Source organism: Gemmatimonadota bacterium (assembly GCA_040388535.1).
Lineage (GTDB): Bacteria > Gemmatimonadota > Gemmatimonadetes > Gemmatimonadales > GWC2-71-9 > Palsa-1233.
Genome location: JAZKBR010000002.1, coordinates 553,785 through 568,786, shown reverse-complemented (window position 1 = coordinate 568,786; position 15,002 = coordinate 553,785). Strand labels below are relative to the sequence as shown.

General features: G+C 64.8%; 13 protein-coding genes. 7 read left to right on the top strand and 6 right to left on the bottom strand.

Annotated elements, in window-relative coordinates; all coding sequences use genetic code 11:
- Window positions 1–10 precede the first annotated feature (10 nt).
- Window positions 11–2,866, top strand: coding sequence for a DNA polymerase I (gene polA / locus V4558_06075; GenBank protein ID MES2305053.1), 2,856 nt, complete (start codon window positions 11–13; stop codon window positions 2,864–2,866).
- A 39-nt stretch (window positions 2,867–2,905) separates the two neighbouring features.
- On the opposite strand, the gene V4558_06070 is transcribed toward polA, so the two are convergent.
- Entirely contained in the window at window positions 2,906–5,164 is a 2,259-nt protein-coding gene (locus V4558_06070; protein ID MES2305052.1) for an MMPL family transporter, read from the bottom strand.
- 80 nt (window positions 5,165–5,244) lie between these two features.
- Between V4558_06070 and V4558_06065 the strand changes: the two genes are divergently transcribed.
- Both V4558_06065 and V4558_06060 read left to right on the top strand, forming a co-directional pair.
- On the top strand, window positions 5,245–6,042 hold the full coding sequence (locus V4558_06065; GenBank protein MES2305051.1) for a matrixin family metalloprotease: 798 nt from the start codon (window positions 5,245–5,247) through the stop codon (window positions 6,040–6,042).
- Entirely contained in the window at window positions 6,039–7,205 is a 1,167-nt protein-coding gene (locus V4558_06060; protein ID MES2305050.1) for a serine hydrolase domain-containing protein, read from the top strand. Before V4558_06065 ends, V4558_06060 begins: the two co-directional genes overlap by 4 nt.
- A 43-nt stretch (window positions 7,206–7,248) precedes the next feature.
- On the opposite strand, the gene V4558_06055 is transcribed toward V4558_06060, so the two are convergent.
- From V4558_06055 to V4558_06045, 3 genes are read right to left on the bottom strand one after another with little or no spacing between them, the layout of a single operon-like run.
- The gene (locus V4558_06055) at window positions 7,249–7,545 is read right to left on the bottom strand and encodes a metal-sulfur cluster assembly factor (protein MES2305049.1); all 297 of its coding nucleotides are present in this window, start codon (window positions 7,543–7,545) and stop codon (window positions 7,249–7,251) included.
- A 31-nt stretch (window positions 7,546–7,576) separates the two neighbouring features.
- Complete coding sequence (locus tag V4558_06050) at window positions 7,577–8,749, bottom strand: ribonuclease D (GenBank protein MES2305048.1); 1,173 nt, start codon at window positions 8,747–8,749, stop codon at window positions 7,577–7,579.
- A complete protein-coding gene (locus V4558_06045; GenBank protein ID MES2305047.1) occupies window positions 8,750–8,926 on the bottom strand; it encodes a hypothetical protein in 177 nt (58 codons plus the stop codon).
- A gap of 176 nt (window positions 8,927–9,102) precedes the next feature.
- On the opposite strand from V4558_06045, the gene V4558_06040 reads away from it, so the two are divergent.
- Window positions 9,103–9,516: a thioesterase family protein gene (locus V4558_06040; protein ID MES2305046.1), complete on the top strand. Its 414-nt coding sequence runs from the start codon at window positions 9,103–9,105 to the stop codon at window positions 9,514–9,516.
- Between the two features lie 188 nt (window positions 9,517–9,704).
- Here the strand turns inward: V4558_06040 and V4558_06035 are convergent, their stop codons facing one another.
- The gene (locus tag V4558_06035) at window positions 9,705–9,968 is read right to left on the bottom strand and encodes a ferredoxin family protein (GenBank protein MES2305045.1); all 264 of its coding nucleotides are present in this window, start codon (window positions 9,966–9,968) and stop codon (window positions 9,705–9,707) included.
- 151 nt (window positions 9,969–10,119) lie between these two features.
- Here V4558_06035 and V4558_06030 point away from each other — a divergent pair, with 151 nt between their 5' ends.
- Window positions 10,120–12,258 carry a patatin-like phospholipase family protein gene (locus V4558_06030; protein ID MES2305044.1) on the top strand — a complete coding sequence of 713 codons (2,139 nt, stop codon included), beginning with the start codon at window positions 10,120–10,122 and terminating at the stop codon, window positions 12,256–12,258.
- Here the strand turns inward: V4558_06030 and V4558_06025 are convergent.
- Window positions 12,255–12,665 carry a hypothetical protein gene (locus tag V4558_06025; GenBank protein MES2305043.1) on the bottom strand — a complete coding sequence of 137 codons (411 nt, stop codon included), beginning with the start codon at window positions 12,663–12,665 and terminating at the stop codon, window positions 12,255–12,257. The two genes, V4558_06030 and V4558_06025, sit on opposite strands and share 4 nt — an antisense overlap.
- A gap of 176 nt (window positions 12,666–12,841) precedes the next feature.
- Here V4558_06025 and V4558_06020 point away from each other — a divergent pair, with 176 nt between their 5' ends.
- Entirely contained in the window at window positions 12,842–13,537 is a 696-nt protein-coding gene (locus tag V4558_06020; protein ID MES2305042.1) for a helix-turn-helix domain-containing protein, read from the top strand.
- A complete protein-coding gene (gene sufB, locus V4558_06015; GenBank protein ID MES2305041.1) occupies window positions 13,534–14,967 on the top strand; it encodes a Fe-S cluster assembly protein SufB in 1,434 nt (477 codons plus the stop codon). The genes V4558_06020 and sufB overlap by 4 nt, the downstream gene beginning before the upstream one ends.
- The last annotated feature ends 35 nt before the right edge of the window (window positions 14,968–15,002 follow it).

Here is a 15,002-nt window from a genome sequence, read left to right as displayed (position 1 = left end):
TTCTTGAGCAATGCCGAATCACAATCCCCCCCAGATCTTCCTGATCGATGGTTACGCCTTCATCTACCGGGCGTTCTTCGCATTGATCTCTCGCCCACTGCGCACGGCCCGAGGCGAAAACACCTCGGCGGCGTGGGGTGTCACCAACTTCCTGCTGCGGCTCCGCGAGAAGTATCGCCCCGACTATCTCGTCTGGGTGAACGACGCCGGTGATTCATTCCGCACCCTCGAGTACGCGGAGTACAAGTCGACCCGCGAAAAACTTGATGACGAGTTGCAGGCCGACTTCGACACCGCCGTCGAGCGCGTGCGTGAACTGCTCGCGGCCTTCCGCATCCCGCTGATCGCGGTCGACGGCTACGAAGCAGACGATGTGATCGGAACCCTGGCTCGCCGTGCGGCACAGCACGGGCTGCAGGCCGTGATGGTTTCAGGGGACAAGGACTTCTATCAGCTGATCGGCCCGAACGTGGCGCTACTCAATCCTGGCCGCGGCGGCCCGGCCGGCGTCGAGGAGGTGTGGGTCAACGAAGCCAACGCCTCGGAGCGGCTTGGTGTCCCGCCGCACCAGGTGACCGACTATCTCGCGCTCGTCGGCGATTCGTCGGACAACGTTCCCGGCGTGAAGGGAATCGGCGAAAAGGGCGCGGTACAGCTGCTCACCGAGTACGGCAACATCGAAACCTTGCTCGAGAAGGCCGCCGAGATCCCCGGCAAGCGCGCCCGTGAAGCGCTGCTGGTTTCCAATGATGTGGCTCGCCTCTCCAAGCGGCTGGTCACGATCCAGACTGACGTGCCGGTCGAGCTCGACTTCGAGAGTGTACTCGCGCAACGACCCGACAAGAGCGCGCTCGCGCGCGTCTTCAACGAACTCGAGTTCACGTCGCTGATGGCGCGGGTCGAGAAACTCGATGGCGACGTGGTCGAAGCGGCGATTGCCGCTGGCAGCGAAGTGCCAGTCGTGGAGTCGCGCCCCGCGGGTCCCGCGCTCGACGTCACGATCGTCCGCGACCCTGCCGATCTCCCGGCCCTTGCTGCACGGCTGCGTCAGGCACCGTTGCTGGCATTCGACACCGAGACGTCGTCGCTCGAACCCCACGACGCTGAATTGATCGGCTGTTCCTTCGCCATCTCCCCGACGGAAGTGTGGTATCTGCCGTTCGGGCATCGTGCACCCGCCAAGGATCTCTTCGGCGGCAACGACGCTGCCACCGATGCCGATGGCAAGGCAAGCGACCCGACCGAGTGGCAGAACCTTCCCGCGATCACGTCACCGGCGTGCGCACCAATTGCCGAGCTGTTGCGCGATGCGAGCGTGCCCAAGGCCGGTCACAACATCAAGTACGACACCCAGGTGATGCGGCGCGCAGGCATTGAAGTTGGCGGGATCGCCTACGACTCCATGCTCGCCTCGTTCGTGCTCGATCCATCGCGCCGATCCCACGGCATCGATGCGCTTGCGCTCGAGTTTCTCGGCGTATCAATGACCCAGTACACCGATCTCACGGGCAAGGGCAAGGCACAAATTCCCTTCGCGGAAGTCCCGATCTCCCGTGCCGCCGCCTACTGCGGCGCCGACAGCGCCACCGTGCTGGCACTGCACGCGCTCTTCGAGCCGGAGCTCGAACGCACCTCGCTCCGGCCGCTGCTTGATACCATCGAGATGCCGCTCGTCCCGGTGCTGGTCGATATGGAATGGGCCGGCATCGCCATCGACGTGCCACGATTCGCTGAACTCGGCTCGGCGCTCGGCCACGATCTCGAAGTGCTCGAGCAGGAGATCCAGCGTGCCGCCGGCAACAAGTCGATCAACATCAATTCGCCGCGCCAGCTCGCGCAGGTGATGTACGAAGAGCAGGGGCTGCCGGTACTCAAGAAGACCAAGACCGGCGCCTCGACTGATGCCGAGGTTCTTGAGCAGCTCGCCGAGATGGGACACGAATTGCCGAAGCTGATTCTCGGCTATCGCGAACTGCAGAAGCTCAAGAGCACGTATGTCGATGTACTGCCGACCAAGGTCAACCGGGAAACCGGCCGGATCCACACGTCGTACAATCAGGTGGGCGCGTCCACCGGTCGGCTTGCGTCAACCGACCCCAACCTGCAGAACATCCCGATCCGCACGCCGCGCGGCGAAGCGATTCGGCGGGCCTTCATTCCCGCCCGGGGATGTCGCTTCGTGGTGGCCGACTATTCGCAGATCGAGTTGCGGCTGATGGCCCATCTCTCCGGTGATCCGGCGTTCATCGAGGCATTCCGCGCCGGCGCCGACATCCATCGGCAGACGGCGGCGATCATCTTCAACGTCCCCCTCGCCGAGGTCACGGGCGAGATGCGATCGCGGGCCAAGACGATCAACTTCGGAACCATCTACGGGCAGGGACCCTTCGCGCTCTCGAAGCAGCTCGGGATCCCGCAGGACGAAGCCAAGCGATTCATCGCCGAGTATTTCACCCGCTTCTCCGGCGTGCGCGCCTATCTCGACAAGCAAGTCGAGATCGCTCGCGAGCAGGGCTATGTCGAGACCCTGTTCGGACGCCGGCGCTACATCCCGGAGATCAACGACCGCAATTTCAATGTGCGCTCGTTCGGCGAGCGGCTCTCGCAGAACACGCCGCTGCAAGGCTCGGCCGCCGACCTGATCAAGATGGCGATGGTGAACATTCATCACGCGCTTCCCGCCGCCGGGCTCAAGAGCCAGCTCCTGCTGCAGGTGCACGACGAACTGGTGGTGGAGGCGCCGAGCGAGGAGGCCGATGCGACCGCACGCCTCGTCAAGGAGCACATGGAAGGCGCCGCCCAGTTGAGCGTGCCGTTGCTGGTCGGGATCGGGATCGGGGAGAACTGGGTCGACGCAAAGAGCTAGATCAATGTAGGTGCGGCGCTAGCGCCGCACCCACAAGGATCACTCCTTGGGTGGCTTCTTGTACCCCGGCCACCAGTTCCAGTCGCCGGCGATCTGCATCAGGCTCGGCACCAGCACCATCCGGATCACCGTGGCATCGAGGAAGACTGCCACCGCAAGCCCGAAGCCTACGAACTGCATCAGCAGGATCCGCGCGAACGCGAACGCGCCGAACACCGCGATCATGATGATCGCGGCGGAGGTAATCACCGACGCGGTCGCCGAGAGTCCCTCGCGGGTGGCCAGCGTGTTCTGACCGGTGCGGTCGAAGGCCTCCTTGATGCGCGACAGCAGGAAGACCTCGTAGTCCATTGACAGGCCGAAGACCACGGCGAAGACGACCACCGGCACCAGGACGTAGATCGCCGACGTCGGCCCATCGAGACCGAAGAGCTGCCCGCCGATGCCGTGCTGGAACACCAGGGTGATCAACCCGAACGTTGCCGCCACCGAGAGCGAATTCATCACCACAGCCTTGATCGGTACCAGCACCGATTTGAAGACCACCGCCAGCATCAGCGCGGTCACGCCAAGGATCAGCAGCACGATCAGCGGGAAGCGCGCGAGCAGCAGTTCCTGGAAATCGTAGGCGCCAGCGACATAGCCGCCCACTCGGATCTCGGCGCCCTTCAGTTGCTTGATCGACCCGGAACGCGCCATCTGCCGGACATCACGCACCACGTCCATCGCCGTGGTCAGCGAGGTGGTGTCGGAGAGGATCACGTCGATGAGCGTGGTGCGGTTGTCGCGCGCGAGATAGGCATCCAGGAAGTCGGGATAGCGCACCCGCACGGTGTCAGGCTCGCTGTAGAGCAGGGAATACTCGAGCACGCTGGTGCCGCGCTTGAGATCGACCAGCGACTTCACGTCACGAACGCGTGGATCTGACCGCAACGTGTCGGAAAGCTTGCGCAGGGCACGGAGCCCCGTGGCGCTCGTGGCGTCGGTGCCCTGGGGGAATTCCACCAGCAGCCGCACCGGCTGGATGTATCCCGACATTCCCATCCGCTCGAGCGTCGCGACTCCCGCCCCGGCCTCGGTTTCGACCGGCCACCAGTTGCGGCTCGGCAGTCCGACCTTGAGGAAAAGGACCGGGAAGGTGAGCACGCCGATGACGCTGGCGCCGATCGCGAGCGCGCGGTACGGGTGCCGTGACAGCGAGCGCGCCCACTTCTCCCAGATCCCGGGGCGGTGATACCAGGCGAGACGTCGGGCGAGCCAGCGCGGCCGGTCGATCGACCGGCCCAGGATGGCGAGCAACGCCGGGAGGAGCGTGGTCGAGAGCAGGACGGCCACCGCAACCACCACCAGCCCGGCAACACCCACGCTCTTCGTCTCGGTCAGAGGCGTGAGCAGCAGTGCCGCGAAGCCCACCACCACCGTGAGTCCGGAGGTGACCACCGCATGACCCGCCGTCGCCACGGTGCGGACCGCGGCGTCGCGCTGCCGCAATCCCGCGTTGAGTTCCTCGCGGAATCGGGTGACCACCAGCAGGGAATAGTCGATCCCGACACCGAGGCCGATCATCGAAATCATGTTGAGGACGAAGACCGACATCGGGACGAACTGGGCGATCACACCGACGATCGTCAGGGCGATGGCGATGGCCATCACCCCGACCACGATGGGGAGGAAGGCTGCTACCAGGGCCCCGAACGCGAGCACGAGGACGACCAGCGTGATCGGAATCAGCTTCCGCTCGTTGCGCTTGGCATCCTCGGCGCTCACCGTGCGGATATCGATGTCGAGCGGCGCCCGTCCGGTCACCAGGACCGAATAGGCGTCGCGGTTGGGGAAGCGGTTCAGCACCGCGTCGAACTTGTCGCGGAGCGGCTGAACTTCCCTGGCCACGGCATCGCCCCGGACACCCAGGGAGACCAGGAAGAAGGTGGTCTTGCCGTCCCGGGCCACGAAGGTTGAGTCGTCCTTGGTGGTCCGGACGGACAGGACCCCGGCGACCCCGGGCTCGGTCCGGGCCGCGTCGATGAGGGAGTCGAGCAGCTGGCCGGGCATCCCTTCGGTCATCCGGGTGGGGCCCTGGACGGTGACCGCGAAAAACTCGGAGACCGGCCTGGAAAAGCGGGTGGAGAGGAGCGAATCCGCGATCCGGGCCTCGGTGGTCTGGTTCGCACCACCGCGCAATTCCAGCCGTCCGACCGTGTCCCCGGCCCGATAGGCCGCAAGGATACCTATCGTCGCCCAGACGGCGAGAACTACCCATCGCCATCGGACGATGGCCCTTCCCAGGGATTCAAACACGGCACAATGGTAGGACCCCCCTCCCGCCGACGCTAGCGCACCCTCGCCAATCGGAGGTGGTTCAGCCGATATTCCTTGTCATGGCCCAGCGCATCCTGATCGGCATCCTCGTGGTTCTCGTCGCCCTGATCGGGGTGAGCAAGCTCCGTTCGCGCCAAGCCGGTGTGGCGGTGATGTCGTCGGTGCAGAGCACCACCGATTCCAGCACCAGCACCACCGCCGCGAGCCACCAGCCGGCCGGCCTCCTCCCCGGCGTCGACGCGGAGCCCGCAGGTGCACCGACGATCGACATGATGGCCCGCCTGACAATCCGTCGCCGGCTCGAGCGCGAAGGGAATCGTGTCTACCTCGACTCGCTGCTCGCCGAAACCGATTCGGTGCTCACACGCTGGGCTGATCGCACCGAACGCAGTTTCACGGTGTACTTCGCTGTCGATACCACGGTCGCAGGTTTCTCGGATGGCGCGCTCGACGATGCTCGCGCCGGCATGCGCACCTGGACAGGGAACGAAGCGGGGCTCGTGCTCAACGAGACTCGCGACTCGACATCGGCCGACATTCGCGTCGAGTGGCTTCCTTCACTTCAGGACAGCACCGAACTCGGCAGCACCAAGGTCAGCTGGAATCCTGGTGGCGCGATCGAACACGCGACGATCACCCTCTCGATTGGTCAGCGTCCGGGGACAGCGGTGCTCCCGTCGGCGCTGCGTCGTCGCGTTGCAGCGCACGAGTTCGGCCACGCACTCGGCCTGCCGCATTCCGGCAGTGACGATGACCTGATGTTTTCGACGTCGCCGGTCAACGGTCCGTCGCGCCGCGACCAGGCCACGCTGCTGCTGCTCTACGCCGTGCCGCCGGGATCGCTTCACGTCCAGTGAGCGCACGTTCGACCTTCCTGCTGGCGCTCGCACTCTGCATTGGTGTTGCACCACTCTCCGCCCAGCGCGCGACGCGTGGGCGGAAATTCGCTGAGATCGATCTCGCCATTCTCGACGGCATTCGGCAGGGGACGTACCCCGGTGCGGTCGTCGTCGTCGGTCGCGGTGACAGCATCCTCTACGCCAAGGGCTACGGCCGCATCACCTGGCGAACGATCGACAGGAAGCCCGATCCCGCCACTACCCTCTGGGACCTGGCGTCACTGAGCAAGGTTGTTGGCACCGCGAGCGCTGCCGCTGTGCTCGTCGATCAGGGCCGCCTGCAACTGGATGCGCCGGTGAGCCGCTATCTCCCCGAGTTCTCGGGTGGTGCCAAGGACAGTGTCACGGTGCGAATGCTTCTGAATCACACCAGTGGACTCCCCGCGTGGGCGCCGATCTGGCGAATGTCGCGCACACCCGACGAAGCACGCGCGGCGCTCTACTCCATCCCGCTGGTGCGCGCGCCAGGGCTGCACGCCGAGTACAGCGATCTCAATGCGTTGCTCGTCGGACTGGTGGTGTCGAAGGTGTCGGGGACATCACTTGACGCCTTCGCGCGCGATGCGGTGTTCGCGCCCCTGGGGATGGGGATGACGATGTATCAGCCGGAGGCGGCCGACCGCACCCGTGCGGTGCCGACACGAAAGAGCGAGGAGCAGAGCAAGCGTGGGATCGTCAACGACGAAAACGCGAGGGCCTTCGATGGCATTGCGGGTCATGCGGGAATCTTCTCGACCGGCCTCGACCTCGCGCGCTTCGCTCAGGGATGGCTCACCGATTCCACTCAGACGCGACTCGCGTGGTTGCATCCGATTGTCCGCGAGGAATTTCTCACCCGCTCTCCCAACGGCGGGTCTCGAGCGCTGGGCTGGGATACGCCGCGCGAAGCGAATGATGGCGGTCCGTCACTCTATGGTCGTTGCGCGACCAGTGGGACGGTCGGGCATACCGGCTGGACCGGCACGGCGCTCTGGATTGATCCGGCGGCCGATCTCTTCGTGATCCTGCTCACCAATCGGAGCTACGCGCCGCGCAATCCGGCGGCGTCGTTCGAGCAGATTCGCCTGATCCGCGCCCGCGTCTCCGACGCCGCGAGGCGCGCCTTGGGGGGGTGCAAGTAGGTGCGGCGCTAGCGGCGCACTCGCATGCACCGCGCTACGAGTCTCAATGCCCGAGGAAAGCCCTCACTCTCGGATCCATCCTCTCCGGCGTCCAGTACGGCTCCCACACCAACTCCACTTCGACCGCAGTGATCCCTTCGAGATCAGTGATCGTCTTGCGCACATCGTCCATGATCTCTGCGCCGGCAGGACAGCCTGGCGAAGTGAGCGTCATCGTGACGTGTGCCGCGCCTGCGTCGCTCACGGTCACGTCGTACACCAGACCGATGTCGATGATGTTGAGCCCGAGCTCAGGATCCTTCACGGCGCGCAGGGCCTTCCGCGCCAGTTCTCCAGTCACCACGCTGCCACCTCGTAATTCCGTTCGTGCATCAGGGCGAGCCTGCCGTTGTGTTTCCGGCGGACGAAGCAGCCGACCGCATCGCCGCCAGCAGGGTCTCGCCAAACTCGTGGGCCTGCCAGGCCCGCACTTCTGCAACACCACGGAGCTCTTCCAGGTTCTGCGGCTGAGTGCCGGCGATCCCCTCAAGGGTCCCGTTGGGGCAGAGCACCCCTGGCTGCAGCTGGTAACGATCAGCCAAGCTGTTCCGGGCACGCTTGAGGGCCTCCAGCCGAGCCTCGAACGCCGGGTCGGGAACTCGCCGGGGGCCGCGTTCCAGCCTCGGCAGGTCGGCGTCGGGGATCGCGAGGCCCCGCTCTATCGCGGCCAGAATTTCCGGACCGCGGCGGTCCAGCGTGTCTCGACCGATCCCCTTCACCCGGCCCAGCGCCTCAAGTGTCCGGACCGGATGTTCGGCCAACTGGAAGAGCACCTCGTTGCCGAGGACCCGGAAGGCGGCTCGATCCTGCTTGGCTGAGGTGGTCTCCCGCCAGACATAGACCTCACGCAACAGCGCCAATGATCGGCGGTCCAGTGCCTTGGCGCCCTTGAGACGCAAATAGCTCGAGGTCGGATCATCATGCGGCGCACCGGTCCAGCGCGTCCGTTCGAGCAGGACAAACTCTTCCTGAACCCAGCTCCAGCGTCCCTTCTCTTTGAGTTGGCTGAGTAGTATGTCACGCAACTCACAGAGGTTTACCGTATCCCCAGCGGCGTAATCAAGCATCGCCGGGGTCAACGGGCGCGCCGACCAATCGGCGCGCTGGAAGCGCTTGTCGGCCTGCACCGAGAAGTATTTCTCGAGCAAGGCCCCCAGGCCGATGCCGGGCTCCCCCAGAAACTGGGCCGCGATCCGCGAGTCGAAGAGGTTGCTGGCGTGGAAGCCGTACTGCTTGTCGAAGAGGCGGAGGTCGTAGTCGGCGTCGTGAAAGATCTTCTCGATCGACGGATCGCTGAGGATCGCACCAATGGGTGAGAGATCCCCGACGCCGAGAGGGTCGATCACGGCCGTGGTGGCGCGGGTCGAAAGCTGAACCAGATAGATCCGGTCGTGGTAGCGGTGGAACGACGCGGCCTCGGTGTCGAGCGCGATGAGTTCTGCCCCTGCCACCTCGGCCATCAGGGCCTGAAAGCTCTCCGGCTGGTCGACGAGTCGGACGCTCACTCAGTCCCGCCGCTTGGCGACTTGCTCAAGACCGAGAGCAATGTCCTCAAGTGCCTTGGCGAGCGTCTTGTAGAACTCCGGATCAGGCGCCTTCGCGGCCCCACCTATGCCGGCGTCGAGATAGATCTGTCGCGACAGCTTGGCGGCGTGTCGGATGTAATCGGTTGTCGGCGCCACTAAAGCCTCCGCGTGGTAGATGACGGAAACCTAGCGGGGGCAGCACCTCGACGCGGATGATGGATGATGGATGGTGGACGATGGATGGTGGATACTGGCCCGGCGGAAGGGCACCCCCAATCGAGGCTGTTATCCATCATCCACCATCCATCATCTGTCATCCCTTAGCTTTCCGCATGCCACATCCAATCGAGCTGACCGTCTACCCCGATCAATGCGACACCTTCGGGCACCTCAACCAGGCCTCCTACTTCGCCCTGTTCGAGCGGGCCCGCTGGGAGCTGCTCCGGCGCGGAGCCGGAATGGACCTCTTTACCAAGGCTGGTGTCTGGCCTGCGGTGCGGAAGGCAGCCGTGGAGTACCACACCGGCACCTGGCCTGGCGATGTGTTGCGGTTCGGACTGGAGATGACCCAGCGGGGGCGCACTTCGTTTACCCTGCGGCAGACTGCGACCCGGACTCGCGACTCAGTGGTGGTTGCCACTCTGGAATCGCTCTTCGTCTGCGTCGACAGGACGCAGCGGGCCGTGCCCATTCCGGAGGAAGTGGCGGCAGCCTTCGGGCCCGATGAATTGATGTTGCCGATGTGAAACGTCAGGGTGGGGTAAAGGCGGCTGCCAGGCTTTCCGGTGTGAAACTCGGACCTGGCTGGTTCGTCTTGAGAGATGGCGGGCCCGGTGGAACCTCTCCCTCTACCACCGCCATCAAGAAGACTGCCTACCTCTGAGTCGCTCCCGGGACCGCGGAAACGCGGAACCGGGGGCGCTCACTTTTCAGGCTACTTCTTCGGCCGCCCCGGCGGGGTGTCGGAATCGAAGATCTCCTTGTTCTTGGCGATGAAGGCCTGAAGGTTCGCCGGCACATCCTCTTCCGGGTAGATCGCGCTCACCGGGCACTCCGGCTCGCAGGCACCGCAATCGATGCACTCGTCCGGATGGATGTAGAGCTGGTCTTCGCCTTCGTAGATGCAGTCCACGGGGCAGACGTCGACACAGGCCCGGTCCTTCACGCTGATGCAGGCCTCGGTAATGATGTACGGCATGTATCGCTCCTCCGGGCGGTGCCGGGTGGGTTCGCACGATTGGGGGTTCGCGCTGGCGCAGAGCAGAGAGTAGGAAGTCAGGGCCGTAGTGCGCAAGGGGCAACGCCACACCCCTGCTGAGCGCCGCTGGCGCGCGACTACGTTTCGCGCAATGCTGCGGCGCGCTGCTCCCTTCCTCGTTGCTCTCCTGACTGCACCGTTGGCTGCCCAGCAGTCTGCGACGGGCAGCGCCTGTATATCGGCTCCGACGGCCCTGGTGCTGAGCGGTGGCGGAGCCAAGGGCTTCGCGCACATCGGCGTGCTCAAGGCGCTCGATGCCGCCGGCATCCGCCCAGACCTGGTGATTGGCACCTCGATGGGCGCCGTGATCGGTGCCCTCTACTCGTCGGGCCTCAGCGGCAGCACCATCGATTCACTCGCGCGCGCCAGCACCTTCACCAACCTGTTCAAGACGACCGCCGCGCTCGGACCGCGGGCCTGGGGCCCGCTGCTTCCCCTCGTGGTCTGGGAAAGCGGTGAGGGTGGCTTCGCCCTGCGGAGTGCGGCGCTGCGACAGGGTGATGTCAACGACCTGCTCAACGTCACGATGCTGCGGGGCAACCTGCTCGCCCGCGACGACTTCGATAGACTGCCGATCCCGCTGCGCATCGTGGCGACCGATCTGCGGGATCGCAGTGCCGTCGTGCTCAAGGGTGGCGATCTCGCGCAGGCGGTGCGCGCCTCCATCGCGATCCCGCTCGTCTTCGCCCCCGTGCGCGTGGGTCAGCGGATGCTCGTCGATGGCGGACTCTCGGCCAACATTCCTGTCGCGGCCGCGCGGGCGAGTGGCGCACACCGTGTCGTGGTCAGTGATGTGACCGAGCACCCCATCGACTCCCTCAACCTCGCCTCACCGCTCGTCGTTGCCGATCGACTGCTCAACTGGCTCTTCCGTCAGCCTGCCGACTCGCTCGTGCAAGGCGATCTCATGCTGCGCACGCCGGTCGAGGGTTTCGGGTCACTCGACTTCGCGCCGGCGACCATCGACTCACTCATCGGACTAGGTGAGCGCGCAGCCCGCAGCGGTATCGCCAATTGGAGCTGTCGCCCGCTTGCGCCCGTCACCGTGCCGACGCGTGCGGTTGCGTTGCCGCATCGCATGACCGCAGTCGCCGTAGCGACCGCCGACGATGAAGGCACCCGGCTCGTGGAGCGCGCGCTCGATCTGGCACCCGGCCGTCCTGTGGATCTCGTCAATCTGCGCAAGCGGATGCAGGATCTCGCCGATCGGGATGTCTTCCGCGAGATCTGGCTCTCGCCCAGCGGTTCAGGCGACTCGGTGACTTTCCGTCCTGTGCTCGTGCGCCAGCCGCGCCGTGTTGGGGGTCTTGGCCTGGCCTACGACACCGAACTCGGCGGTCGAGTCTGGGGTGGTCTGCTCGATCGACGCATCCCGCTCGTGCACGCCGAGGGCTCGGCTGTGGTGACTCTCGGTCGCTTTCGCCGCGACGGCGAACTCACTGTGCGGCGCCCGACCATGCTCGGTCTCCCTTCGTATTCGCCGGTCGGAATCCTGCACGCGAGCAGCGAGGAGTTGCGCCGGTTCAGTGCCACGGGACTTGAGCTTGCTGCAGCCGACTATCGCGACGTCGTGGCGACCGGAGGTCTCGAGCGCAACATCGGCAAGAGCATCCACCTCTTCCTCGGTGGCGAGTGGCGTACCTGGGACGCGACCAACCTGCTCACCGATGTCGCAACGACCGCCTCAAGTTATGGCCCGCGCGTCACGGCTGAAAAATTTGGCGCGTCACGCGATCGCGTCGCACGCGTCACAGTGGCCTGGACCACGCAGTACTCACTCGCGGCGCTTGAGATGAACATCGGGGCAGTATTCGCCGGCATCCGACTCGAACAACGCATTCGCCTGGGTGTTGGCGAAAAACTTCCGCCGGGGATCGCCTTTCCGCTCGGCGGCGACGAAGGATTTCCGGGGCTTCATCTGGGCGAGCGACGGGGTGATCGCGAAGCGTTCACATCGGTCGCACTCTCTCATCGGCTGATCGGACCGCTTCGAGTGCGGGTCATTGGCGCCTACGGTCGCACTGCATTCGGCAAGCTGCCGAACACGCTGGTCGGCAGCCAGCTCCTCCAGCCCATCGTGGTCGGCGATCTCTTCGGGCGTGGAGGGTGGATCTGGGGCGGGCGGGTTGGTGTCGGGAGCGACACGCCGCTCGGGCCGGTCCGCGTCGAATACGGCTGGAACGACGCGGGCCGTGAAGCGCTTTACCTCCGGGTCGGTCGCTGGTTCTAGCGTTTCGGTGCCGGCATGAATCGCACGAGCCCCAACTGCTCCTTCCGACCCGCGCACTCGTCCTCCCTCGCTTCGAGAAAGAATCCCTTCCCTTCAGCGCGCACGAAATAGCTCCCCGTCTCGGCGCATCGCGCCTCAACCCAGAGTAGTAGACCATCCTTCTGCTGGATCATTCCGAGAATTGGCTCCCCCGCCGGGACATTGATTTCGAATGAGCCATCCTCGTGGAACACGAAAGTGATATCCGGCGGAATCGGGCGGGTCGAATCACGGCCAGCGACGAGATAGGTCCCGGCTGCCAGCTTCAACGGCGCCGGAGTCGCGGCCGCCGGAGCGGCAGTCTGGGCGACGAGCGGGGTGGTCGCCAGGCAGCAGGCCAGAACCACGGCGAGGGTGGAGAAGCGCATTGGACGGGTCCGCGTGAGGGTGGGGAGGTACCGAGACGCTACCTCCCGGAATGCGAGGAGATAAGGGGCACGGCGACACGTTGCAGGTTGGCACAACGGCTTGGCGTCTTTAGTTCATACCAATCACTTGGTGTGAATTGACAATTCCGACTGTCGAACCTAGGATTGCCCCCCTGATGACGTCCATCGCCAACTATCGAGCTCCCGAGGCCTCGCAGGGCTCAGCACCCGTCGGCCACCGCGGCCCCCGGGGCTCAATCCTGCTGCACCTGAAGCGCACCGGGCAGGCCACCGCCGGTGAACTGGGTCAGGCGCTCGGCTGCTCCCTCAATGCGGTGCGTCACCACCTCAAGGAACTCGAGGTGGAAGGAGTCGTGGTGTTCGACCGCGAACAGCGCGCTGTGGGTGCTCCCGCGCACGCCTTCCGGCTCACCCCTCAGGGTCACGCGCTCTTCCCGGATCGCTACGAACGGGCCGTGGCCGACCTGCTCGATCACGTCGTCAAGAGCGAAGGCCGCGACGCGGCCGTCCGCTTCCTCGAGAATCAGTATCGCGCCCTCGCGGTGCGGCTCGAAGTCGAGACACGCGATGTCCCACCCGCGATGCGCGGTGAAGTCATCGCCCGCGCGCTCGACGCCGAGGGCTACATGGCGACCTGGGCCGAAGCGGCCGAGGGCGGACTATTGACCGAGCACAACTGTCCGCATCGTCTCATCGCCGAGCGTTTTCCCGAAGTCTGTGCGGCCGAGGAACGCTTCCTGGCACAGGTCTTTGGCGTTCCGGTTGAACGTCGCTCGCGGATCGCGGGCGGCTGTGGGACTTGCAGTTATCGCGTCGCCACCGGCGGCGCTGCCGTTGAGGAGGAAGGATGAGTTCGTCCGTCGAGGCTCTGGTCAATCGGGAGTACAAGTACGGTTTCGTGACCGATATCGAATCGGATACCATGCCGATCGGATTGTCGGAAGAGACCGTGCGTTTCATCTCGGCCAAGAAGGAAGAGCCGGAGTGGCTGCTCGAGTGGCGCCTGAAGGCGTACCGCCGTTGGCTCACGATGACCGAGCCGACCTGGCCCAATGTGCGCTACACGCCGATCGACTATCAGTCGATCGCCTACTTCTCGGCGCCGAAGAACAACAAGCCGCTGGCGTCGCTCGATGAAGTCGATCCCAAGCTGCTCGAGACCTACGAGAAGCTCGGCATTCCCCTCAGCGAGCAGAAGCTGCTCGCCGGCGTGGCCGTCGACGCGATCTTCGACTCGGTCTCAGTGGGCACCACCTTCAAGGCGACGCTTGCGAAGAGCGGCGTGATCTTCTGCTCCTTCGGCGAGGCAGTGCGCGAGCATCCCGAACTGGTGCAGAAGTACCTTGGCTCCGTCGTGCCGGCCTCCGATAATTACTTCGCCGCGCTCAACTCCGCGGTATTCAGCGACGGCTCGTTCGTGTACATCCCGAAAGGCGTCCGTTGTCCGATGGAACTCTCCACCTATTTCCGCATCAACGCCGCCAATACCGGGCAGTTCGAGCGGACGCTCATCGTGGCCGAGGAGGGTGCCTATGTCTCCTACCTCGAAGGGTGCACCGCGCCGAAGCGCGACGAGAATCAGCTTCACGCTGCGGTGGTCGAGCTGGTGGCGCTCGACGATGCCACCATCAAGTACTCCACCGTGCAGAACTGGTATGCCGGCGATGAGAACGGCGTCGGCGGCATCTACAACTTCGTCACCAAGCGCGGCAAGGCAGCGGCGCGGGCCAAGATCTCGTGGACCCAGGTCGAGACCGGCTCCGCCATCACCTGGAAATATCCGAGCGTGATCCTGCAGGGCGATGACAGCGTCGGCGAGTTCTACTCGGTGGCGGTCGTCAACGGCATGCAGCAGGCTGACACCGGCACCAAGATGATCCACATCGGCCGCAACACGAAGAGCACCATCGTGTCGAAGGGAATCAGCGCGGGACGCGGGCAGAACTCCTACCGCGGTCAGGTGAAGATTCTCCCCAGGGCCACCGGCGCACGCAACTACACCCAGTGCGACTCGATGCTCATCGGCAACAAGTGTGGCGCCCACACCTTCCCGTACATCGATGTGCAGAACTCGTCGAGCGACGTGGAGCACGAGGCCAGCACCAGCAAGATCGGTGAAGACCAGATCTTCTACTGCAAGCAGCGCGGCATGAACACCGAGAACGCCATCAGCGTGATCGTCAACGGTTTCTGCAAGGAAGTCTTCCGCGAGCTCCCGATGGAATTCGCGATCGAGGCGCAGAAGCTGCTCGGCGTGACGCTGGAAGGAAGCGTTGGATAAATCGATCATGGATCATGGATGATCATCCATCCTCC